The organism is Bombilactobacillus sp. ESL1094 (assembly GCF_058107425.1).
In genome coordinates, this window is the sequence record NZ_JBYLUM010000001.1 from 540,962 (window position 1) to 563,363 (window position 22,402).

Annotated in this window: 31 protein-coding genes; 3 read left to right on the plus strand and 28 right to left on the minus strand. The window is 38.0% G+C overall.

Annotated elements, in window-relative coordinates:
• Positions 1 to 36 precede the first annotated feature (36 nt).
• Both aroC and AC3B5S_RS02840 read right to left on the minus strand, forming a co-directional pair.
• A complete protein-coding gene (gene aroC, locus AC3B5S_RS02835) occupies positions 37 to 1,203 on the minus strand; it encodes a chorismate synthase (RefSeq protein ID WP_489774769.1) in 1,167 nt (388 codons plus the stop codon).
• A 9-nt stretch (positions 1,204 to 1,212) separates the two neighbouring features.
• Positions 1,213 to 2,271 (minus strand): serine hydrolase domain-containing protein, encoded by a 1,059-nt coding sequence (locus tag AC3B5S_RS02840; RefSeq protein WP_489790050.1) that lies wholly within the window; start codon positions 2,269 to 2,271, stop codon positions 1,213 to 1,215.
• A gap of 358 nt (positions 2,272 to 2,629) precedes the next feature.
• Between AC3B5S_RS02840 and AC3B5S_RS02845 the strand changes: the two genes are divergently transcribed.
• Positions 2,630 to 4,717: a KUP/HAK/KT family potassium transporter gene (locus tag AC3B5S_RS02845; RefSeq protein ID WP_489790051.1), complete on the plus strand. Its 2,088-nt coding sequence runs from the start codon at positions 2,630 to 2,632 to the stop codon at positions 4,715 to 4,717.
• A gap of 111 nt (positions 4,718 to 4,828) precedes the next feature.
• Here AC3B5S_RS02845 and AC3B5S_RS02850 read toward each other — a convergent pair whose 3' ends face one another.
• Both AC3B5S_RS02850 and AC3B5S_RS02855 read right to left on the minus strand, forming a co-directional pair.
• Positions 4,829 to 5,509 carry a 2,3-bisphosphoglycerate-dependent phosphoglycerate mutase gene (locus AC3B5S_RS02850; RefSeq protein WP_489769195.1) on the minus strand — a complete coding sequence of 227 codons (681 nt, stop codon included), beginning with the start codon at positions 5,507 to 5,509 and terminating at the stop codon, positions 4,829 to 4,831.
• A 13-nt stretch (positions 5,510 to 5,522) separates the two neighbouring features.
• The gene (locus AC3B5S_RS02855; protein ID WP_489769196.1) at positions 5,523 to 6,464 is read right to left on the minus strand and encodes an AEC family transporter; all 942 of its coding nucleotides are present in this window, start codon (positions 6,462 to 6,464) and stop codon (positions 5,523 to 5,525) included.
• A 111-nt stretch (positions 6,465 to 6,575) separates the two neighbouring features.
• On the opposite strand from AC3B5S_RS02855, the gene lepB reads away from it, so the two are divergent.
• A complete protein-coding gene (gene lepB / locus AC3B5S_RS02860; protein WP_489757172.1) occupies positions 6,576 to 7,160 on the plus strand; it encodes a signal peptidase I in 585 nt (194 codons plus the stop codon).
• Here the strand turns inward: lepB and AC3B5S_RS02865 are convergent.
• Both AC3B5S_RS02865 and AC3B5S_RS02870 read right to left on the minus strand, forming a co-directional pair.
• Positions 7,157 to 8,053 (minus strand): cation diffusion facilitator family transporter, encoded by an 897-nt coding sequence (locus AC3B5S_RS02865; protein ID WP_489757171.1) that lies wholly within the window; start codon positions 8,051 to 8,053, stop codon positions 7,157 to 7,159. The genes lepB and AC3B5S_RS02865 overlap by 4 nt on opposite strands.
• A 252-nt stretch (positions 8,054 to 8,305) precedes the next feature.
• The gene (locus tag AC3B5S_RS02870; protein WP_489757170.1) at positions 8,306 to 8,515 is read right to left on the minus strand and encodes a hypothetical protein; all 210 of its coding nucleotides are present in this window, start codon (positions 8,513 to 8,515) and stop codon (positions 8,306 to 8,308) included.
• 226 nt (positions 8,516 to 8,741) lie between these two features.
• Between AC3B5S_RS02870 and AC3B5S_RS02875 the strand changes: the two genes are divergently transcribed.
• Positions 8,742 to 9,674, plus strand: a complete 933-nt coding sequence (locus tag AC3B5S_RS02875; RefSeq protein WP_489769198.1) for a DUF5067 domain-containing protein — start codon at positions 8,742 to 8,744, stop codon at positions 9,672 to 9,674.
• A gap of 307 nt (positions 9,675 to 9,981) precedes the next feature.
• Here AC3B5S_RS02875 and rpsI read toward each other — a convergent pair whose 3' ends face one another.
• The 22 genes from rpsI to rplE form a co-directional block, all read right to left on the minus strand.
• Positions 9,982 to 10,374, minus strand: coding sequence for a 30S ribosomal protein S9 (rpsI, locus tag AC3B5S_RS02880; protein WP_489757168.1), 393 nt, complete (start codon positions 10,372 to 10,374; stop codon positions 9,982 to 9,984).
• Positions 10,375 to 10,387: 13 nt separating this feature from the next.
• Positions 10,388 to 10,831 carry a 50S ribosomal protein L13 gene (gene rplM / locus AC3B5S_RS02885; protein ID WP_489757167.1) on the minus strand — a complete coding sequence of 148 codons (444 nt, stop codon included), beginning with the start codon at positions 10,829 to 10,831 and terminating at the stop codon, positions 10,388 to 10,390.
• Positions 10,832 to 10,980: 149 nt separating this feature from the next.
• Positions 10,981 to 11,724, minus strand: coding sequence for a tRNA pseudouridine(38-40) synthase TruA (gene truA / locus AC3B5S_RS02890; protein ID WP_489769199.1), 744 nt, complete (start codon positions 11,722 to 11,724; stop codon positions 10,981 to 10,983).
• Complete coding sequence (locus AC3B5S_RS02895; RefSeq protein WP_489774763.1) at positions 11,725 to 12,522, minus strand: energy-coupling factor transporter transmembrane component T family protein; 798 nt, start codon at positions 12,520 to 12,522, stop codon at positions 11,725 to 11,727. It abuts the gene before it with no gap.
• On the minus strand, positions 12,515 to 13,378 hold the full coding sequence (locus tag AC3B5S_RS02900) for an energy-coupling factor transporter ATPase (RefSeq protein ID WP_489757164.1): 864 nt from the start codon (positions 13,376 to 13,378) through the stop codon (positions 12,515 to 12,517). The genes AC3B5S_RS02895 and AC3B5S_RS02900 overlap by 8 nt, the downstream gene beginning before the upstream one ends.
• Positions 13,354 to 14,190 carry an energy-coupling factor ABC transporter ATP-binding protein gene (locus AC3B5S_RS02905; RefSeq protein ID WP_489774762.1) on the minus strand — a complete coding sequence of 279 codons (837 nt, stop codon included), beginning with the start codon at positions 14,188 to 14,190 and terminating at the stop codon, positions 13,354 to 13,356. Before AC3B5S_RS02905 ends, AC3B5S_RS02900 begins: the two co-directional genes overlap by 25 nt.
• A gap of 199 nt (positions 14,191 to 14,389) precedes the next feature.
• Entirely contained in the window at positions 14,390 to 14,770 is a 381-nt protein-coding gene (rplQ, locus tag AC3B5S_RS02910) for a 50S ribosomal protein L17 (protein WP_489769202.1), read from the minus strand.
• A 20-nt stretch (positions 14,771 to 14,790) separates the two neighbouring features.
• Positions 14,791 to 15,726 carry a DNA-directed RNA polymerase subunit alpha gene (locus AC3B5S_RS02915; RefSeq protein WP_489757161.1) on the minus strand — a complete coding sequence of 312 codons (936 nt, stop codon included), beginning with the start codon at positions 15,724 to 15,726 and terminating at the stop codon, positions 14,791 to 14,793.
• 69 nt (positions 15,727 to 15,795) lie between these two features.
• Positions 15,796 to 16,191: a 30S ribosomal protein S11 gene (gene rpsK / locus AC3B5S_RS02920; protein ID WP_489755290.1), complete on the minus strand. Its 396-nt coding sequence runs from the start codon at positions 16,189 to 16,191 to the stop codon at positions 15,796 to 15,798.
• A gap of 21 nt (positions 16,192 to 16,212) precedes the next feature.
• Positions 16,213 to 16,578, minus strand: coding sequence for a 30S ribosomal protein S13 (rpsM, locus tag AC3B5S_RS02925; protein WP_489757160.1), 366 nt, complete (start codon positions 16,576 to 16,578; stop codon positions 16,213 to 16,215).
• Between the two features lie 18 nt (positions 16,579 to 16,596).
• Positions 16,597 to 16,713, minus strand: coding sequence for a 50S ribosomal protein L36 (gene rpmJ / locus AC3B5S_RS02930; protein WP_045922249.1), 117 nt, complete (start codon positions 16,711 to 16,713; stop codon positions 16,597 to 16,599).
• 49 nt (positions 16,714 to 16,762) lie between these two features.
• Positions 16,763 to 16,981, minus strand: a complete 219-nt coding sequence (gene infA / locus AC3B5S_RS02935) for a translation initiation factor IF-1 (protein ID WP_489757159.1) — start codon at positions 16,979 to 16,981, stop codon at positions 16,763 to 16,765.
• Between the two features lie 107 nt (positions 16,982 to 17,088).
• The gene (locus tag AC3B5S_RS02940) at positions 17,089 to 17,745 is read right to left on the minus strand and encodes an adenylate kinase (protein ID WP_489790052.1); all 657 of its coding nucleotides are present in this window, start codon (positions 17,743 to 17,745) and stop codon (positions 17,089 to 17,091) included.
• Positions 17,746 to 17,763: 18 nt separating this feature from the next.
• Positions 17,764 to 19,068, minus strand: coding sequence for a preprotein translocase subunit SecY (gene secY / locus AC3B5S_RS02945; protein WP_489757157.1), 1,305 nt, complete (start codon positions 19,066 to 19,068; stop codon positions 17,764 to 17,766).
• Positions 19,068 to 19,508 carry a 50S ribosomal protein L15 gene (gene rplO / locus AC3B5S_RS02950; RefSeq protein WP_489757156.1) on the minus strand — a complete coding sequence of 147 codons (441 nt, stop codon included), beginning with the start codon at positions 19,506 to 19,508 and terminating at the stop codon, positions 19,068 to 19,070. Before rplO ends, secY begins: the two co-directional genes overlap by 1 nt.
• Positions 19,509 to 19,537: 29 nt before the next feature.
• A complete protein-coding gene (gene rpmD / locus AC3B5S_RS02955) occupies positions 19,538 to 19,720 on the minus strand; it encodes a 50S ribosomal protein L30 (protein ID WP_489757155.1) in 183 nt (60 codons plus the stop codon).
• 11 nt (positions 19,721 to 19,731) lie between these two features.
• Entirely contained in the window at positions 19,732 to 20,232 is a 501-nt protein-coding gene (gene rpsE, locus AC3B5S_RS02960) for a 30S ribosomal protein S5 (protein WP_489757154.1), read from the minus strand.
• 18 nt (positions 20,233 to 20,250) lie between these two features.
• A complete protein-coding gene (gene rplR, locus AC3B5S_RS02965) occupies positions 20,251 to 20,616 on the minus strand; it encodes a 50S ribosomal protein L18 (protein ID WP_489757153.1) in 366 nt (121 codons plus the stop codon).
• Between the two features lie 30 nt (positions 20,617 to 20,646).
• The gene (rplF, locus tag AC3B5S_RS02970; RefSeq protein ID WP_489757152.1) at positions 20,647 to 21,183 is read right to left on the minus strand and encodes a 50S ribosomal protein L6; all 537 of its coding nucleotides are present in this window, start codon (positions 21,181 to 21,183) and stop codon (positions 20,647 to 20,649) included.
• Between the two features lie 27 nt (positions 21,184 to 21,210).
• Positions 21,211 to 21,609 carry a 30S ribosomal protein S8 gene (gene rpsH / locus AC3B5S_RS02975; RefSeq protein ID WP_489755280.1) on the minus strand — a complete coding sequence of 133 codons (399 nt, stop codon included), beginning with the start codon at positions 21,607 to 21,609 and terminating at the stop codon, positions 21,211 to 21,213.
• Positions 21,610 to 21,635: 26 nt separating this feature from the next.
• The gene (locus tag AC3B5S_RS02980) at positions 21,636 to 21,821 is read right to left on the minus strand and encodes a type Z 30S ribosomal protein S14 (RefSeq protein ID WP_489755279.1); all 186 of its coding nucleotides are present in this window, start codon (positions 21,819 to 21,821) and stop codon (positions 21,636 to 21,638) included.
• Between the two features lie 20 nt (positions 21,822 to 21,841).
• The gene (gene rplE, locus AC3B5S_RS02985) at positions 21,842 to 22,384 is read right to left on the minus strand and encodes a 50S ribosomal protein L5 (protein WP_489757705.1); all 543 of its coding nucleotides are present in this window, start codon (positions 22,382 to 22,384) and stop codon (positions 21,842 to 21,844) included.
• Between the last annotated feature and the right edge of the window lie 18 nt (positions 22,385 to 22,402).

A 22,402-nucleotide genomic window follows, 5' to 3' on the forward strand; every position in this document is an offset into this window, starting at 1 on the left:
CAACTGTGCAGTCCCTTTAGTTTCAAGCTCAGCTGGTTAATATTCATCCAGTTCTTGACGGTAAGCCGAAACTTGCTCTTGTAAACGTCCCAAGTTGGAACCATCAAAAGTCGTAGTAATTTGTTTGACTAATTCAATGGCCACAACACTTTGAATCACTAACGAGGCGGGGACAATGGCCGTAGTATCTGAGCGCTCAACATTGGCCTTTTGCTCAACTTTCGTATCAATATTCACTGACGGCAAGGCATGATACAGCGTCGGTAATGGCTTCATCGCTGCATTAATAATCAAAGGCATGCCATTAGTCATACCACCTTCAAATCCACCTAAATGATTACTAGAACGCTGCCAGTGCTGATCTTGATAAGTGATGGCATCCATTGCTTGGCTGCCCAAATGCTCACTATTCAAAAAGCCAGCGCCAAAACTAACTCCTTTAATTGCGTTGACGCCCATTACGCTAGCAGCAATTTGGGCATCAAATTTGCTATCCCAACTAGTATAGCTGCCTAAACCAGCAGGCACGTTTTCCACAATAACTTGCACAACGCCGCCTAAAGTATCACCTGCCCGTTTAGTTTGATCAATGAGTTCCTTAATGATCGGTTCTTGTTGATTACTCAAAATTCGTAAATCATTAGTTTGAATTTGCTGTTGAATGGCCTTCACCCCCAAATTCTGAGGATTGCCAACGACCTGCGGTCCAACTTGATAAACATAACCGACTAATTGAATATCTAACTGGTTCAATAATTGCTCACATAAATTGCCAATAGCCACCCGCATTGCGGTTTCGCGCGCTGACGAGCGTTCCAACACATTCCGTAAATCCCGATGACGATACTTCATTCCTCCAACTAAATCTGCATGTCCTGGACGCGGCCGTTTAACTTGCCGCAAGTTAGCCCGCTTGGACGTGGTAGCTAACGGATTCATAACATCTTGCCAATGACTAAAATCACGATTGGTAATTGTTAGGGCAATGGGAGAACCTAAAGTGACTTGTTGGCGAAGACCACCAGTAACTTGCACTTGATCATGCTCAATTTTTTGCCGATTGCCACGACCATAACCACCTTGTCGTTTTGCTAAGGCATTATTAATTTGCTCCAAATCTACTGCCATTCCGGCGGGAAAACCTTCAATAATACCAGTTAATTGCGGGCCATGTGATTCGCCAGCTGTTAAATAAGTAAACATCTTTTAACCTCATTTGTTCATTAATTCGTAAAATTGCTTAGCCAATAAAATAAAATTAGTAGCGTTCGCGTTATGCCGATTACTAAATAAAATTACGGCAGTTTTTGCATCATCACTCATCAAAACCACACTATCAAAGCCTTGTTGCACCCCGTGCGCATAAAAATAATGTTGCCGCACATCATGATAAACACCGCCATTATATAGACCATTAGCTGTTGGCGTTCGTAATTTACGTAAATCGCTTTTCGTAATAATTTTACCTTGAATAATCGCTTTTTGCAGCCGATAAAACTCAGCGGGATTCGAGTATAGTTGGCCGGCACCTCGTTCAAAGTGAATTTGTGACCATTGCCAAGTTAACGGTATTTGATAATTCACCGTTTGATCCTTAACTGCATAGGCAGTTACATGGTACGGGTTAGCTAAATAATCCGCTGTCACATTAGTATTGTGCAGCCGCAATGGTTTTTTAAAAAAACGATTAAATAAATGGCTAAAAGATTGATGGTAAACTCGCTGTAAAATTTGTGCCAACAAAATATAATTAACATCACTGTAATGCCACCGATTAATATATTTTTTATCCACTTTTACATGCATCTTTAAATAATGCTGCAGGTGTTGCGTTGTGACATTAGGATTTTCTGGATCCATCACTAATCCCGACTGCATTGTTAATAAATGCCACAAAGTCAAGTTGGCACTATACGGAATTTGGGGAAAATATTTCCTTAACGGATCTGATAAATGCAATTTGCCCTGCTCTTGGGCCTTCATTAATAGTGTTGCTGTAATCGCCTTTTCCAATGAAGCTAATTGATACGTTGAGTGCTGTGTCAACGGCTGTTTCTGTTGATAATTACTATATCCTTGTGTTGTGCGGTAATAAGTTTTACCATGCTTAATTAACAAGACACTGCCGCTAAATTCATTTTGTTGCAGTAATTGTTGATAAGCTTGGTACCGCGCTTTAGTAGCCTGCGCTTGAATTGGTTTCACAGCAAATACCAAACTAAAAATAAATAACCAACTCAGTAACACTGGGAAAACAACAAACTTTTTCATAAGACACCTTCAAAATTTAATCTGTCTAATCATATCATTTACCTTTCTGTTAGAAAAGCTCTTCAGTTGTTCGCAATTTTTTCTGTTATAATCAACTATGATTAAAGAGCACTTCAAGTTTTAAAAGCAGCAATTTAGCAGTCAGCTTAAAAGTTACATGAAAAATTAAATCTAAGTTTTACGAGGTAACCAGAAAGAGCACAATAATGTAATATTGACACCTTACCAAAAACTAAACAGTGCTGCTAACAAGCGGCATTAAAAATGCTTTTGGCTGAATCTGTTTTGTGTTAATACTCTAGCTTTTTTTGAGTTTTCCTTGATTATCTTTAGATTAAATAAGGACAAGCGATTAACTATGAAATTTCAGAATACAATTCAGCAAAAGAAAAATTTGCAAAATAAACTATCCATGGGTGGTATTTTAGTTGCTTTAGGTGTGGTTTATGGTGATATTGGTACTTCACCAATGTATACCATGTCGTCTTTAATTCATGGCAATGGTGGGTTGAGCCATATTTCAACAGATTTTATTTTGGGAACCGTTTCGTTAATTTTTTGGACTTTAACTATTATCACGACCACTAAATATGTTTTAATTGCTTTACGAGCTGACAATAATGGCGAAGGTGGTATCTTTGCTTTATACACTTTGGTTCGCAAAAAAGCTAAGTGGTTGATTATTCCAGCAATGATTGGTGGCGCCACTTTTCTGGCTGATGGCATGATGACGCCCGCGGTCACCGTCACAACGGCTATTGAAGGCTTAAAAGGTGTCCAAATTTTGCATCATATTCCCATTACAACGCAAGGAACAGTCATTTTAACCACAATCATTATCTTATCGTGCTTATTTTTTATTCAGCGCTTCGGTACGGAAGCCATTGGTAAAGCTTTTGGACCAATTATGATGCTTTGGTTTACGTGCTTAGGAGTAATCGGCCTGTATCGCTTAGCCGGTGATTGGAGTTTTCTGCGCGCTTTAAATCCCTATTACGCTTTTAAAGTGCTCGTGAGTCCACAAAATAAAAATGGGATCTTTATTCTTGGGAGTATTTTTCTGGCAACTACTGGTGCTGAAGCTTTGTATTCGGATATGGGGCACGTCGGCCGCAATAACATTTATGGTAGCTGGCCTTACGTTAAATTGTGCCTCTTAATTAATTACTTGGGCCAAGCGGTTTGGATTAACCAAGTTAAGGGACAAGCAGCTTATCAAAAACTGACCGATCTTAATCCCTTTTTCTTAATGGTTCCGCAACGCTACCGCTTAGCGATGACTTTGTTAGCTACTTTAGCAGCGATTATCGCTTCGCAAGCGTTAATTTCGGGTTCCTTTACGCTGGTTTCGGAAGCCACGAAGTTAAAAATTTTACCGCGTTTACGCATGAATTATCCGACCAATTTCAAAGGTCAATTGTATATTCCGGCTGTGAATAACATTATCTGGGTTATTTGTTCTTTTATTGTTATTTTCTTCCAAACTTCAGCTAAAATGTCCGCCGCTTACGGCTTAGAAATTACCATTACTATGTTGATGACTACTTTATTATTAAACGCCTGGTTATCAACTACCAAAGTTAATCGCTGGTTAACGCGTCTTGTCATTGCCTTTTTCTTAATGATTGAAACGGTCTTTTTAATTACCAATAGCGTCAAGTTCTTACATGGTGGCTATATTACTTTAGGAATTGCGCTTTTATTAATCATCATCATGGTGATCTGGCGGTATGGTGAATTATTGAAAAATGATAATACCTTCCACCGTGAATATGTGTCTTTACTAGCTTATAAAAATCAATTACGCGAATTAAGTCAGGACCAAAGCTTACCCATGTATACCACTAATTTGGTTTATTTAGCCAAAGTTAAAGATGGTTATAAAATCAAAAAAGACATTCTGTATTCTATTTTAGATAAACGTCCTAAACGGGCTCAAGTTTATTGGTTTGTGACCGTGAATGTTACTGATAAACCGTACACGACTGCTTATAGTGTGGACACTTACGGCACTGATTATATGGTCAATGTACAGTTATATTTAGGTTTTCGTATGGAACAAAAAGTTAATTTCTTCTTGCGCCAAATCGTGAACGAAATGATGATTAAAAAAGAACTTCCGCGTCAACCACAACGTTATACTACGATTCCGGATCGTAGTGTGGGGGATTTTTCCTTCGTTTTGATTCGCGAGGTTTTATCACCAGATACGCAACTAAACAATTGGAAAAAGAATTTAATCCAAAGTCGTCTCTGGCTTCAAAAGTATACCGTGACGCCGGCAATTTGGTACGGCTTATCCTACTCCGATGTGGTCACAGAATATGTTCCTTTAACCTTGGGTCAGGTGCGATCTGACCGGTTACAGCTCATTCAACGTGATCCCAAGATTAAATATAATTCGGAAGAGCTGGATGATGAAGACGACGATGAAGATGAATACTAATTAATTGGAATCATAAAAATAGAGGTTAAGATCATTAACACAACGAACCTGCTGGGTGGGGTGGAATGATCATTAACCTCTATTTTTTATGCAATAACCTAATTAAGAGTGTTACTTTGTTAAAACTACTTTACTTATAATCTGTAATTGAGCGTCTAATTGGTAAACAATAGGTTCACAATTTCCCACTTCGACGCCATCAATTGCCTGGTCAGAAATCTGTTCCAAATATTTGATTAATGCTCGTAATGTACTGCCATGCGCAACAATCAATTGATTATGCCCCGCTTTTAATTTAGGACCAATCACCTCTTGAAAATATGGTACCGTCCGTTCTAGGGCCATTTTTAAGCTTTCCGCGCGCGGCAAAATGTCTTGCGGCCACCCTTGATACACACGCTGACTAGTATCTACCGCTGGTAACAACGGCGGCACACTATCAAAGCTCCGCCGCCATAAGGCTACCTGTTGCGCACCAAACTTTTGCCGGGTAAAATCTTTATTCAACCCGCGTAGCGCGCCATAATGACGTTCATTTAAGCGCCAAGATTTATTAATCGGGGTCGCTAATGCTGCACACTGCTCCTGAATTAGATAAGCTGTCAAAATCGCTCGTTTTAAGACTGAAGTGTGTACTTGGGCAAAAGTCAATTGATGTTGCTTTAATAATTGACCAGCATGTTGTGCTTGCTGCCTTCCCTTTGCGGTCAAATTCACATCTGACCAACCTGTATACTCATTATGTTCATTAGCCACGCTTTGTCCGTGCCGCACTAAAATCAACTTAACCATTAATCTTCCTCTATCAAAAACTAATTGTCACTACATTCATTAAAATGGGCACCATCACCAAACTAAAAATCGTAGTCGCAGTAACCATCACAGCTGCATAATCGGAATCCGCACCGTACAACTTCGCTACTACCGGGGCATTCGTCATCACTGGCATCGCTGCTTGTAAAACAAAAACTTGTTTCATTAAAACTGGGACGGATGCCGACTTAACTAAGATAAACATTAAGGCTGGTGCTAAGATAAACCGTCCTAAAAAAATACCCAACATATCTTTACTTAAGCGAATATTCTTTAAGCCCACTTGGGCTAATTTCATCCCAATAAAAAACATAGAGAGCGGAATAGTTAAATTACCAATATATTTAAAATCTGAATTCAAAAAAGTAGGCACTGAAATATGACATAAAACCAAAATCACGCCAATTAAAAAACCAAGTAATGGTGGCGAAAAAATCTTTTTGAGCATCTCTGACCATTTTAGTTTTTCATTATTCGAACCATCCAAGCGAATCAGATACACGCCTAACGTCCAAAAAAACGTCGTATTAGCCATGTAATAAATTAAAACATATGGCAAACTGGCTTTACCAAACAGCGCCATGTTCACTGGTAAACCCACAAAGACCGTATTCGAATTGGAAAACATAGATTTAAACAAACCTCGATGTTTGGAATCAATCCGTAAAACAGACTGCATCACCCAGGAAATTATGAATAATAACATCATTGATAAAATTGGAAATTTTAAATCAGGAAAAATCCGAAAAAGTTCTCCTCTAGAAAACTTAGACGTGATAGTATTAATCATGTAACACGGTAAGGCTATCTGCGTTACTAATTTAGAAACAATCTGACTAAAATTTTCATCAAACCATTGTCTGACTGTCAACCAATAGCCAACTACAATCATTCCTAAAATGATTAACACACCACTAATACTATGCAATAACATAACTTCATCTCACTATCTTACTTAGCCTATCTATTCTATGTTAGCATGATCCCTTCAGATTTTCAGAAGAGATTGACACGGTGGGAATTAAAAAATAAAGGCGGCTTCCGTATGAAGATACAGCTTCACTGGGATTGGAAACAATTTTGGCACAAAAATCACTTATTTATCATCATTTTAGGCGGCTTTATCATTACTGTCGCTTTATTTTCTTATCTTTTATTTAATGTTGTTTGGATTAATGGCACCGTACATGGTCAATCCATGCAGCCCAACTTTTACGCTAACGACCGCGTTTTAGTTAAACCCAATGCTCAGATTCACCGCGGTGATATCGTCTTATTAGATCCCCCCGGATCCACTGAGAACAAACTTTTTGTCAAGCGGGTGATTGGCATTCCGCATGATCAAATCACTTCTAAAAACGATACCACTTACATCAATCACCAAGCTATTAACGAACCTTACCTCGATCCTTACAAAGCCAAATTAGCTCCGGGAAAGTTACTCACCAAGAATTTTAAATTAAAAAATCTGTTTGGTATTTCTCATGTTCCCGCAGATAATTATTTTGTAATGGGCGATAACCGCCGCAAGTCGGCTGATAGTCGTAGTTTTGGCCCCGTCAAAAAAGACCAAATTTTAGGGGTTGTCAAAGTTCGTTATTGGCCCTTAAATCGCATCAAATTCTATTAATCAGGCCGTTTTTGATGGACTATTTGCTCCTGTAAACCATGCTTAAATTCTGGTTGTAGTGTGACGTGTTCTATGCCGTACTCTTTGAGAATTTGAGCAATTTTTTGGTAGAGTTGTTCTAACTGGGAAGTCGGTTCATCCTCCTGAACATTAATATGTGCATCAAAAGCAATCAATTGTTCATCAATGCGCCAAACATGCACATGATGTACCCGCACCACCTCAGGCAAGGCTTGAATCTGTTGACAAACTGCTTGTAAATCGATTTGCGGACTAGCTTCCATCAAAATTGCGACCGTTTGTTTAACCACTTCCAGTGATTCTTTTAAAATCCAAACGGCAGTGATTAACGTAATCACGGGATCCGCCCAGTACCAATTAAACAGTTGCACCAGGATTGCGGCTAAGATGACGCCAAAAGATGACAAGGCATCCGCCGCCATATGTAAAAAAGTTGCTTTAATATTTAAATTATGTTGTGAACCCTGCATCATGATCAGAGCGGAAATCAGATTAGCTACAAAACCAATCACCGCTACAATTAACATCAGATGACCATTAACTTTTTGTGGATGAAAGAGCCGCTTTAGACCTTCCACTGCTAAAAAAATTGTAATTGCAATTAAAATAGCTGAATTGACAAAAGCGGCTAAGATTTCAGCGCGCTGATAACCAAAAGTCTGCCGTTCATCATTAGCCTTTTTACCAATTAAATGAGCAATAAATGACAAAACGACTGACAAAGTATCTTCCATATTATGAAAACCATCAGATACCAACCCTAAACTGCCCGCAACTAAACCGCCAACTAACTCAGCTCCCGTAATTGTGGCATTTAAAAGCGTTACTAGCGAAAATTTCACAGTCGACATTTCTTTATGCTTTTCAGTCATTTAATATTACTCCTTTGAACTTTATTTTAAGTTAAATGACCAAAATGTTCAATCCGAATTCTATAACTTATTCCAATGTACAAAAAAAGATTGACGCTAACTATTGCTTCAATCTTGACTACATAATTTTAATTGCTCAATACCGCTCTCGGTAAATTACTTTAAACTTTTTACTTCAAAAATCAGAAATTTGGTCTGAAGAAGTTAGACTAGTTGGTACCCAATGACTAAATTCAGTTGTCAAAACTGTAATTAATGATTAACTTTCACATTAACCTTAATGGGTTGGTGGACGTCCAGATTGTCAGAATAATTCGTTTGTACCCAATTTTTCATTCGTTGAATAGCTTCCCGCCGTGATACATTATGACAAACTCTTTTAGCAACCACGCGCTCACCATTAACTGTATTAAACACACAAACTACTTCGTAATCACATACCTGACGATTGAAAACAAACATAATCATTCCTCCATCAGAACCCTCACTCTTTTAGCAACCAGAATGTTATATCATTTTTGGTTCAAAAATTCAAGGGGCTTGCTGTATTTTTCTGATTATTGGCGCCTAATTGAAAAAAATTTTTCCTTACCAAACGTTTATTTTTTAAGATTTAGTTGAGTTTTCATCAGAATAGTTTAATTTGAGGGCCAGATTGTATAAGATGTTGTAGAGGAGGCTGATGTATATGCCGAAACAAAGATCGAAACATCAATTTAAAACCAATCAAAACAACAATTTAACTAATAACAATCCCGTGCCACAACAACCCAGCGCTCCCAGAGCACCTGAGCCTGTGGCGCCTAATTTTTCTGAACAACCAAAAGCTCCTTTAAACACTAATCTCCCCCCCAAACCGGATTATCCGCATAATCAAACACCAAATTATCAAATGCCACCGACTAATCCCCAACCAAGTAATGATAGCAATAATCATGGCAAACATAATAAGGCTTGGTATAAACAACCAATTTTTTGGATTATTGCAGTGCTCATTATTGTAGTAGCTGCAATCTTACTAGTTTTCTTACTTTTACATCCGACTAAACAAGCACCGAAAACCACTGATCATCCTAAAAGTGAACAGACAACTTCTAAGCAACTACCGTTAAAGAAGCACCCGAAGACTACGAAAGTCACGCCCGCTTTAAAGAAAGATACTGCAGCCAAAGATGTCCAACATAGTGAAGCTAATGAACGCCAATGGAAAAATCCGGGTTCCTATGACAATATGAAATATGAGACTGATGATTTTACATTAGAGCTGAATAATTCGGCTGACGGCGTTAAATTGATTTCTGACGCTAATAATAAACCAGCTTTATATATTGAATACACAATTACTAATAATTCTAAACAAGATTTGAAACCAGCAGATATTGTTAGTCAAGATTTGCAATTAAAACAGGACAATCAAATTTTAAATGCTAATAACGATATCGGTGATAACCAAGATATGAAAGATCGTTTGAATACCGCTCAACAAGCAGTGGCTGCCGGTCAAAAAGCCCAAGCAGCAATGCTTTATTCCGTGAATAACACTAAGGATCAAATTTCCATGTTCTTTATGAACTTAAAAACTAAACAGCCTATTGCTACAACGCAACCGTTTAAGTTATAACACAACAGCAATTTCAAATTGATCATACTGATAAATGGTTGAATTTATAATGTGGCTCCCGAAGTTAGCACAACTTCGGGGGCCTTTTTGTGTCTAATTATCTAAGTAAAATAAGATTGATCTTTTGTCTTTATGGAAAGATGATAATATACTTCTTTTTTATTGGCATAATTCTACTTTAGGTGTTCTTTTAATGCTCACTGAAACTCAACTAATCAATAGCTATTAAAACTAGCAACTAGCTACCTAATATTTAATTGAACAAATAAAAAACACTTTCGTAATCGAAAGTGTTAGTAGAAATATCTTAACGTTTGGAAAATTGTGAAGCCTTACGAGCCTTCTTCAAACCTGGCTTCTTACGTTCTTTCATTCGTGGATCACGAGTTAACATGCCTGCACGTTTCAAAGGTGCCCGAAAATCAGGATCTACTTCCAATAAAGCCCGCGCAATTCCATGACGGATTGCACCAGCTTGACCAGAAAAACCGCCTCCATGAACATTAACCAAGACATCATAACTATCAGCAGTTTCAGTGATATCCAATGGTTGTTTTAAATCTTTGATCAAACTTGCAGAAGGAATGTAATCTTCTGCAGCACGTTTATTAATTGTTACTTGACCCTTACCAGGGACCAAGCGTACACGAGCAACTGAGTCTTTACGACGTCCAGTTCCAGCATAAGATACTTGTGCCAAATTATTCTCCTCCTTAAATCAACTTATTAACATCTAAAACTTCAGGTTGTTGAGCTGCATGTTTATGTTCTGAACCTGCATAGACATAAAGCTTCTTAAATTGTTGACGACCAAGGGAATTCTTTGGCAACATGCCGCGAACTGAAGTTTCAATCAACCGTTCAGGCTTTTCAGCCAACATTTTACCTGCAGAAGTAGTCTTCAACCCACCAGGATGATTACTATGATGATAGTACATCTTCTTAGTAGCTTTCTTGCCGGTCAACTTCACTTTGTCGGCGTTAATAATAATTACATTATCACCAGTATCAACGTTCGGGGTAAATGTTGGTTTATTCTTGCCACGTAAAATTGTAGCGACAGCTGATGATAAACGACCTAAGACGACATCAGTTGCATCAATCAGATACCATTTACGTTCAACTTCGCTTGGTTTAGCTAATGGTGTTGTACGCATTTGTTTTCCTCCAATATCTGTGTTTGTTCACACACTCAATAAGTTTCCGGGGCTCATCGTGGGGTAAACAATACCATTTATCAGTATAATCGTTAATTTTATTGAAGTCAATGATAAGTCACTGTTGTTTTCAACACTCACGTTTTAACTTAATAGAACACTTGCTTTAAAAATAAACCACTAGCAGGCGCTGTTACCCGGGCCTGTTGTCGATCTTTGACTTCATATAATCGCAAAAAATCGTGCACATCACGCCGACCGTTACCAATTTCCAAAAGTGTTGCGACCATAATGCGCACCATATTATACAAAAAACCATTACCGTGAAAAATAAATTTCAATTGTCGTGGATAGTCACTTAAATCGAGCTGGGCTTGATAAATTTCGCGTACTTTATTTTTAATAACGCCACCACTGGCAGCAAAGCTAGTAAAATCATGAACACCAACAATATCTTGTAGCGCTATCTGTAAGCGTGAAACTTCCAGCGGATAAGGGTAATGACCCGTATATAATCGTAAAAAAGGATCCGTATAACGCCCCAAAGCCACCCGATATTCATATATCTTACTAACCGTATCAAAACGGGCATTAAAATTTTCCGGGACAATTTGGGAATTTGTAAAGAGGATATCTAGCGGCATGAGACTATTTAACGCCTTTAACATTTGCTCCGCTGGAATATTTCCCGGGTAATTAAACGAAATAACTTGTCCTAAAGCGTGCACTCCTGCATCCGTGCGTCCCGAACCAATTATTTCAACTAATTGACCCTTCGTCATCTTAGCTAAGGCCTGTTCAATAGTACCTTGAATTGTTGCTAATTGTGGCTGTTTTTGAAAGCCATGATATTTAGTGCCATCATACGCCACAGTCATTTTATAAGTCGTCATTTAATAACTCCGTAAAATTAAAAGTAAAATTGTCAGTAATCCAAATGTCATTAACATGATGGTATCTTTTTTTTGCCAGTGCAACTGACGATATTTACTTCTACCAGCACTACCTTGATAGCCCCGTGATTCCATCGCCACTGACAAGTCATAAGCAATATTAAAACTACTAACAAATAACGGAATTAAAATCGGAACAATCGCTTTGATTTGTTTAATAATATTTCCTTCGCCAAAGTCCACGCCCCGCGCCCGCTGAGCATTCATAATCTTAGTAGTTTCATCAGATAACAAAGGAATAAATTGTAAAGCAATTGACAACATCAAAGCTACTTCGTCAACCGGAAAATGAACATATCGCAACGGTTTTAATAATGATTCAATCGCGTCAGACATTTGTAACGGAGTAGTGGTAATTGTTAATAAAGTTGAAATGAAAATAATTAAAATAAAGCGAAAAAAAATGTATGCTCCATTAGTCAAACTCAAACTTGATAATGATAAAAAGCCCCAGTGCCAAAAAGGATGCCCCCCAGGTGTCAAAAAGACTTGCAAAGCAACCGTAAATAAAATAAGAATTAACATCGGGCGAATACCACGCAAAAAGAAACTCAGCGAGATTTGCGACAAATAAACCGCCCCAATAACAAATGCCAACAAAGTGGCGTAGGTTAACCAATTATTAGCTAAAAAAACAATAATAACAAATAAAAAAGTGGCCGTAAATTTAGCTCGCGGATCCAACTGATGAATGAATGAATTGCCAGGTAAATAACGCCCAATAATGATTTTACCCATCGTTCTCTCCTCTCAATTGTGGAACTAACTGTGCGACTAGCTCTGGCATCGTAATCGGCAATGATGCAAATTTAAAGCCTCTTTGTAGCAACTTTTGTGCAAATTGCGTACTTTCTGGTTGTAACAAATGATGCTGAGTTAAAAATTCTTGATCATTAAAAATCACTTGTGGACTAGCAGCACGAACCAATTGTGCATGGTCCATCACTAAAACTTGGTCACTGTATAATGCCACATCTTCCATTTGATGAGAAATCAACACAATCGTAGTACCAGTTTGATTCAATTGGGCAAATAACTGCATTAATTCCTGATGTCCTTGGGGATCTAAACCTGCTGTTGGTTCATCCAAAATCAATACTTGTGGCTGCGATGCTAAAACACCCGCAATGGCCACCCGCCGCATTTGCCCACCAGATAAATCAAAGGGTGACTTATCAGCTAAACTTTGTGGTAAGCCAACCAAATCTAACATTTTTAAAGCTAAGTTATTAGCTTCACTCGCATCTACACCAAAGTTTTTCGGACCAAAACTAATATCTTCTTGGATCGTTTCTGCAAATAATTGCTGTTCTGGAAATTGAAAAACCATCCCTACTTGCTGACGCAACGGCTTTAAATGCTTATTTTTTGTCTCTGCAGTAATTTTGTGCTGACCAATTGTTACCGTGCCACTGGTCGGCTTTAAGAGCGCATTCATATGCTGCACTAAAGTTGACTTTCCACTGCCAGTCTGACCAATAATCGAGGTAAAACTGCCATCAGCAATTTCAAAGCTGACGTCCTTTAAGCCAGTATACGCTAATGGTCCATCAGCTTGATAAGTATGTGTTACCTGTTCAAATGTAATTGCCATAATTTTTCAACCAATTCCTGCTTTGTTAAATATTGATTATCAATTGCAATTTTTTGTTCCTGTAATAATAATTGCAAACTTTGCGTAAACGGTGGTTGCAAACCAAAATCGGTTAGTTGTCGCGGATTTTGAAAAATATCTTTCACAGCACCTGTTTTTAAAACATGCCCCGCTTTTAAAACCACTACCTGATCTGCTTGAACGATTTCTGTTAGATCATGGGTAATTGATAAAACCGTCATGCCTAATTCTTGTTGTAAAGCTTTAATTAATTGAATAATATCGCGACGACCTTGCGGATCCAACATACTCGTGGCCTCATCCATCACAATAATTTTAGGTTTTAATGCAATAATACCAGCAATTGCAACTCGTTGCTTTTGCCCACCAGACAGTAACTGTGGCGACTTTTGCGCATAATCTGTCATTTGTACACGCTCTAAAGCCCAAGCCACTCGTTGGACCATCTGTTCTCGGGGCATCCCCTGATTCTCTAGGCCAAAAGCGACATCATCTTCAACAGTAGCACCCACAAACTGATGATCTGGATTTTGAAAAATAATCCTCAACTGTTCCCGAATCGTCCAAAGTGTTTCATCGGATAATACTTGCCCAGCAACCTTAACTTGTCCTGATTGTGGTTGTAATAATCCATTTAAAATTCGGGCCAAGGTACTTTTACCACTACCATTACGACCAATAATAGCGACCCATTGCTTGGGTTTAACTTGTAAACTAACCTGATCCAATGCTGGTGTTACTGCTTCTTCATAAGTGTACGTGACATGGTCTAATTGAATAATATTTTCCATGCTGTCACCTCATCTCAATAGTGCTTTTAATCAATATCATACCATAGACTTTCTTAAATATAATCAAAACCACAAAAAAATCATTCCCGAAAAGTAGCGCTAAAGCATTAGAGCTAGACTTAGCTTTCACCAACATCATTACGCTCACTACTAATCGAAAGAATGATCATTTAAATAGCTATTTAAAAAAATCTATAAATTAAACTAATTCAATAATTGCCATGGGTGCTGCATCACCACGACGAGGGGCAGTCTTTAAAATACGAGTATAGCCGCCTTGACGATCTTGATAACGTGGAGCAATATCACTAAATAATTTTTGCAAAGTTGATTGAATAACTACTGCATCTTCTTCTTCAGTAATACTTGCTACTTCGTTACGCAAATAACTAGCTGCCAAACGCCGAGAATGTAAATCGCCACGTTTAGCTAACGTAATCATCTTTTCAGCTGTTTTTCTAACTTCCTTAGCGCGTGCTTCAGTAGTAACAATATGTTCGTTAATAAACAAATCTGTTGTTAAATCACGTAACATTGCCTTACGTTTATCTGATGCTCGACCTAATTTACGATAACTCATCTGTTTACCTCCTTTTCATCTTAATCATCTAGACGCAGTGACAATCCTAAATTGGCCAACTTCTCTTTAACTTCTTCTAGAGACTTACGCCCTAAATTGCGCACTTTCATCATATCTGATTCAGATTTATCGGTTAATTCTTGGACAGTATTAATCCCCGCCCGCTTCAAACAATTGTATGAACGAACTGAAAGATCAAGTTCTTCGATGGTCATTTCAAGTTTCTTCTCTTTACGAGTTTCTTCCTTTTCAACCATCATCTCAGCGTCTTTAGCTTCATCGGTTAATTCAACAAAAACGCTCAAGTGCTCTGTCAAAACTTTAGCAGCTAAGCTAATTGATTCCCGCGGACCAATTGAACCATTAGTCCAAATATCCAAAGTTAACTTATCAAAATCATTCCGCTTACCCACACGAGTATGCTCTACTTGATAATTAACCCGAGAAACAGGGGTAAAAATCGAATCCACAGGTAAAACGCCAATTGGTGTTTCATCAGTTTTATTTTGATCTGCCGGAATATAACCGCGACCAGTTTTAACAGACAATTGCATGTGCAACTGTCCACCTTCAGCTACGGTACAGATATATTGATCAGGATCCAAAATTTCTAAATCAGCATCCGTTTCAATGTCAGCAGCCGTAACTTGTTTGGGGCCTTCAACATTAATTTCAACTTTTTTCTCGTCGGAATGTAATTTTAAAGACAATTTTTTGATATTTAAAACAATCTCAGTTACATCTTCTAAGACACCATCAATTGTTGAAAATTCATGTAAAACTCCATCAATTTGAATGTCAGAAACTGCTGTTCCTGGTAAAGAAGCCAATAAAACTCGCCGTAAAGAATTACCTAATGTAGTCCCATAACCGCGTTCCAATGGCTCAATTACATATTTACCGTAATTATCTGTTTCATCAATTTTTGTGATAACAGGTTTTTCAAATTCAATCATTATTTATGTTTTGCCCCTTTCACAACACTGTTTAACAACAAAAGTTTAACACTAATGCTTGGGTCAAAACTAAACACGACGGCGTTTTGGTGGACGTGAACCGTTGTGAGGAACTGGTGTGACATCACGAATTGCAGTCACTTCTAGACCGGTAGTCTGTAATGAGCGAATCGCAGCTTCACGACCAGAACCAGGACCTTTAACAGCTACTTCAACTGATTTCATACCATGTTCCATGGATTCTTTAGCAGCAGCTTCACCAGCCATTTGCGCAGCAAATGGTGTTGATTTACGACTACCCTTAAATCCTAATGCACCTGCAGAAGACCAAGAAACAGCATTACCATGAGTATCGGTAATCATCACGATCGTATTATTAAATGTTGAATGGATATGTGCTACACCAGATTCAATATTTTTCTTTACACGACGCTTACGTGAAGTCTTTGCTTTCTTGTTTGCCATTAATCATTACCTCCTTTATTATTATTTTTTCTTGCCAGCAATAGCCATCTTTTTGCCCTTACGAGTCCGAGCATTATTTTTCGTGTTTTGACCACGAACGGGCAAACCACGACGATGACGCATACCACGATAAGAACCAATTTCTTGTAGACGTTTAATGTTCATGCTGACTTCACGACGTAAGTCACCTTCAACCTTAATGCCATCTACTTGCGCACGGATTTTTTCCTCTTGTTCAGGAGTCAAATCACGTGTTCTGATATCTTCAGAAACACCGGCAGCAGCCAACACCTTTTGAGCGGTTGTATTACCGATCCCATAGATGTAGGTTAATGCGACAACAATACGTTTATCACGTGGTAAGTCAATACCTGCAATACGTGCCATATGTTGTTAACCTCCTTTTTAACCTTGTCTTTGTTTATGCTTTGGGTCAGCAGAACAAATAATCATGACGCGACCCTTCCGCTTAATCACTTTACAATGCTCACACATTGGTTTCACTGATGGTCTAACTTTCATAAACTAAATCCTCCCATCTGAACTGACGGACAACTTTGACTCACACTATTTACCGGAAACGATAGGTAATACGCCCCTTAGTTAAATCATAAGGTGAAAGTTCAACCGTAACTTTATCACCAGGTAAAATCCGAATATAATGCATCCGAATTTTACCAGAAACATGAGCCAACACAGTAGCACCATTTTCCAACTTAACTTTGAACATTGCATTTGGCAAAGTATCGGAAATAGTTCCTTCAACTTCGATTACGTCATCTTTAGCCAAAAAAGTATCCTCCTCGTTTCTTTTAAACACAAAAATAGTGAGAGCTTGGCACTCACTAGACGATACACGCGCTTAGTGTACCATATAAATGAAGTGATTGCCACCAATTAATTAATCTGTTTTAAAACTTGATCAATTTCTGCAAAAACTTGATCAATTTCTTGCGCACCATTAACTTTATGCAAGATACCTGCATTTTGATAATAATCAATTAACGGTGTATTCATTTTAATATTAACATCCAAACGATTTTTAACCGTTTCAGGCTTATCATCATCACGCTGATAAAAATCATGACCACCACAACGGTCACAAGTTCCATCAACTTTCGGTGGATTATATAACTTATGATAAGTGGAACCACAATCCCGGCAGATAAAGCGTCCTGATAAACGATCAACCAACAAATCAGTTGGCACATCAATATCAATCACGGCATCCAGTTTTAAGCTTAATTCATCATCAATCTGATCTAAAGCCTTCGCTTGATCCAAATTTCTTGGAAAACCGTCTAGCATATAACCAGCTTGAAAGACATCACTTTGAGCTAAACGTTCCTTAACAATTTCATTAGTAACACTATCAGGAACTAAATTTCCCTGATCAATAAAAGACTTAGCTTTCAAACCCACTGGTGTTTCTTGAGCCATAGCCTCACGAAACATATCACCAGTTGAAATATGAATGACATGATATTGATCAACAATTTTTTCAGCTTGTGTTCCTTTACCAGCCCCTGGTAAACCCATTAACATTAAATTCATCAAACTTCCTCCAAGCTTTTAACGAATAAAACCAACATATTCACGCTTCATCAACAATCCTTCTAATTGCCGATTAGCTTCAATCGCTACCCCAACAACAATTAACAAACTTGTTCCACCTAAACCAATCGATTGTGGTAGGCCAAACAAATTAGTTGCTAACTGAGGTAGTAAAGCAATTAAACCTAAAAAGACAGAACCAACAGTTGATAGACGCATTAATAAACCAGAAATATATTTAATTGTCGCATTTCCTGGCCAAATACCCGGAATATAAGCTCCTTGCTTTTGCAAGTTCTCCGCTAATTTTTCAGGGTTAACCTGAACAAAGGCGTAGAAGAAAGTAAATAGAACAATTAATACAGTATACACAATAGAACCGGTTGTTGTTTGTAAGCTAAAAATATTTTGTAAGACTTGATACCAAGTATCACCGCCATGAGAATTTTGAAAGGCCATCAAAATCGTCGACGGAGTAACAATTAGTGAACTAGCAAAAATAACTGGGATAACTCCCGCTACATTCACTTTCAATGGTAAATAACTTTCAGAACCACCACTAATTGCTCGCCGAGTATATTGAATCGGCACTTTACGATTAGCTTGTTGAACATAAGTTGTAAACTGTGTTACTAACAAAACAGCAACTAAAATCAAAACTAAGAATAAAATGTTCAACCAAAGATCCGAACCAGTCGAACTAATAATTTTATCCTTTACTAATTGATAAGTTCCGTGTGGCAAGCGAGCAACAATACCAGCAAAGATAATCATGGAAACACCATTACCAATACCCTTATCAGTAATTTGCTCACCCATCCAAGTTAAAAGCATTGAACCACCTGTCATGACAACCCCTAAAACTACAAAGGTTTGCCAATCAGGTTTAGGAACTAACTTCAAACCCTTCATTGAACTCAAAGCATTAAAACCAGCGGTTATTCCGACTGATTGTACAAAGGCTAAGAAAATCGTCAAATAACGAGTTACTTGATTTAATTTACGTCGACCAACTTCACCTTGCTTACTCCATTCAACAAACTTAGGAACAATATCCATTTGCAACAGCTGAATTACAATTTGGGCAGTAATATAAGGCGAAACACCTAACGAGAAAATCGAATAGTTAGATAAACCACCGCCACTAACTGTATCCAGCAAAGGAATTAATCCGGTAGAACCAACCTTTTCCATTGCTGCAGCGTTAATACCTGGAACTGTAATTTGTGCTCCCAAACGATACACTGCCAAAATAAACAATGTGAAAAAAATCTTTTTACGAATTTCTTTAACTTTAAGAGCATTCTTAAGTGTTCCTAGCATTAAATCACCTCGATTGAACCACCTGCTGCTTCAACCGCTTCTTTAGCAGCTTTAGATACTTTATTGACTTTAATGGTTAATTTCTTAGTTAATTCACCATTAGCTAATAATTTAACGCCAGCTAATTCTTTCTTGATGATTCCAGCTTTTTTCAAAGCTTGTGCATCTACAACACTACCAGCACGAAATTGGTTCAATTGATCTAAATTAACAACCGCATATTCTTTACGATTAATATTATTAAAACCACGCTTAGGCATCCGCCGGAATAAAGGCATTTGACCACCTTCAAAACCTAGACGAGTCTTACCACCACTACGTGCTAATTGACCTTTTTGTCCGCGTCCGGAAGTTTTTCCAAAACCCGAAGAAGTTCCGCGACCTACACGCTTGCGTGTATGACGTGAACCTGCACTCGTTTGTATTTCATGTAACTTCACGATTAAGGCACCTCCTTAAAATTTAATGATTAAGCTTCTTCAACTTCAACTAAATGAGCAATCTTTAAAACTGCTCCGCGCATTGCAGCATTATCAGGCTTGATTACTGAACTGTTAATGCGTCCAAGGCCCAATTCTTTAACAACTTTACGTTGTTCTGGAATCCGATGTGCCACACTACGCTTCAAAGTAATTTTAATTTTATTAGCCATTGTGTGCTCTCCTAACCTTGTAATTCTTCAGTTGAAATACCACGTAAATTAGCAACTTCTTGCGCAGTCTTCAACTTCTTTAGGGCATCCATCGTAGCACGAATCATATTAATTGGTGTGTTACGACCCAGTGACTTACTAGTAATATCATCGATACCAGCCAATTCCATAACGGCACGAACAGAACCACCAGCAGCAATTCCAGAACCAGCAACAGCTGGCTTCAAGAGAACTCGACCAGCGCCAAATTCACCGATGATTTCATGAGGAATGGTTGTTCCAACTTTTGGTACTTCTACCAAGTTTTTACGTGCATCGTCAACAGCCTTACGAATAGCTTCTGGAACTTCTTGAGCTTTACCTGTTCCTAAGCCAACGTGACCATTCTTATCGCCAACCACAACAATTGCAGCAAACCGTAAACGACGACCACCCTTAACAACTTTAGTAATCCGATTGATAGAAACTAAGCGATCTTCTAATTCTAATTGAGATGGATCAACAAAAGCCATAAATCTTATTCCTCCTTTCTAAAATTTTAAACCATTTTCACGTGCGGCTTCAGCCAATGCTTGAACCCGACCTTGGTATAAGTAACCGCCACGATCAAAGACAACATCTGACTTACCAGCTTTGACAGCACGTTCAGCAATTAATTTACCAACAGCACTTGCTTGTTCGGTTTTGTTAGCTGCTGCTACTTCAGAGTCTAAAGTTGAGGCACTTGCTAGCGTTACACCCGCTACGTCATCAATTAATTGAGCGTAGATGTTTTTATTGGAACGAAAAACGTTTAAGCGTGGGCGCTCAGCAGTACCAGAGATTTTAGCACGAACTCGACGATGACGCTTAGCGCGAGTCTTGTTTTTATCTGGTTTAGTAATCACAATTTTCACCTCATAAATTATTCAGAATAAACTGGTTAACTATTTACCAGTCTTACCTTCTTTACGACGAATATGTTCATCAGCATATTTAATACCTTTACCCTTGTATGGTTCAGGTGGACGAACATCACGAATTTCAGCCGCAAATTGACCAACTTTTTGTTTACTTATACCACTAACATTGATTTGAGTATTTGACGGAACATCGATTGTTAAACCTTCAGGTGTTGTCATTTCAACGGGGTTAGAATAACCAACATTTAAAACTAAGTCATTACCCTTCTTTTGAGCACGATAACCAACACCAACCAATTCCAAATTCTTTTGGAATCCGTCTGTAACACCGAGTACCATGTTATTCACGTTAGCTCTAGTTGTTCCGTGAATAGCTTTGTCACTTTCATTGTGACGTTCAAATTTTAATTGATTGTCTGTTTGTGTAACTGTAATCTTCGGGCTAATATCACGAGTCAATTCACCCTTAGGTCCCTTAACAGTAATAGCATTTTGATCATTATCAATTGCTACTGTTACGCCTTCTGGAAGATCAATTACTTTATTTCCAATACGACTCACGCTAAGCGCACCTCCTTGTTATTGATTTTACCAAACGTAGGCAATAACTTCGCCGCCGATGTCTTTAGCCCGAGCTTCTTTGTCTGTGATAACTCCTTCAGATGTTGAAAGAATAGCTATACCTAAACCATTAAGAACCTTGGGAACTGCATCAGCTTTAACGTAGCTACGTAAACCTGGCTTTGAAATCTTCTTCAAGCCAGTAATGACGCGTTCATTATCTTTACTATATTTCAAGTAAACCTTGATAATACCTTGTTTATGATCATCAATTACTTCATAATCGCGAATAAAACCTTCACGTTTAAGAATTTCAGAAATACTTTTCTTCATATTAGAAGCTGGTACTTCTACTGAAGCATGACGAACCATGTTCGCATTACGAATCCGTGTTAAGTAATCCGCAATTGGATCTGTCATAGACATGTGCTGACCTCCTAAGTTTTATTTTTTTACCAACTAGCTTTACGCATACCTGGAATTTGTCCATCATGAGCTAATTCACGAAGGCAAATACGGCAGAGCTTAAATTTACGATATACAGAATGTGGACGACCACAGCGTTCGCAACGTGTATAAGCTTGTGATGAAAACTTTGCTGGACGATGATTCCGAACAATTTGTGACTTCTTAGCCAATAGTTTGACCTCCTAATTTACTACTTTGCAAATGGCATTCCAATTTGCGTTAATAACTCTTTAGCTTCTTCATCAGATTGAGCTGTTGTAACAATTACAACGTCTAATCCGCGGACTTTGCTAACTTTATCATAGTCAATTTCTGGGAAAATTAATTGTTCCTTAATTCCTAAGGTATAATTTCCACGACCGTCAAATGAACGACCGTTGATACCATGGAAATCACGCACACGTGGTAATGAAATATTAATCAACTTATCTAAAAAGTCGTACATTCTTTCACCACGTAAAGTAACTTTAGCTCCAATTGCCATGCCTTCACGTAAACGAAAACCAGCAATGGATTTTTTAGCTTTAGTAATTAAAGGTTTTTGTCCAGAAATTAAGCTTAATTCTTCAACTGCATTATCCAAGTTTTTAGAATTAGAAACAGCGTCACCAACACCCATGTTTAAGACAATCTTATCAATCTTTGGGACTTGCATAACAGAACTGTAATTAAATTTCTTTACTAAACTAGGAGTAATTTCTTCAACATATTTTTTATGCAAAGCATTTTCCATCTTAGACAAAATCCTCCT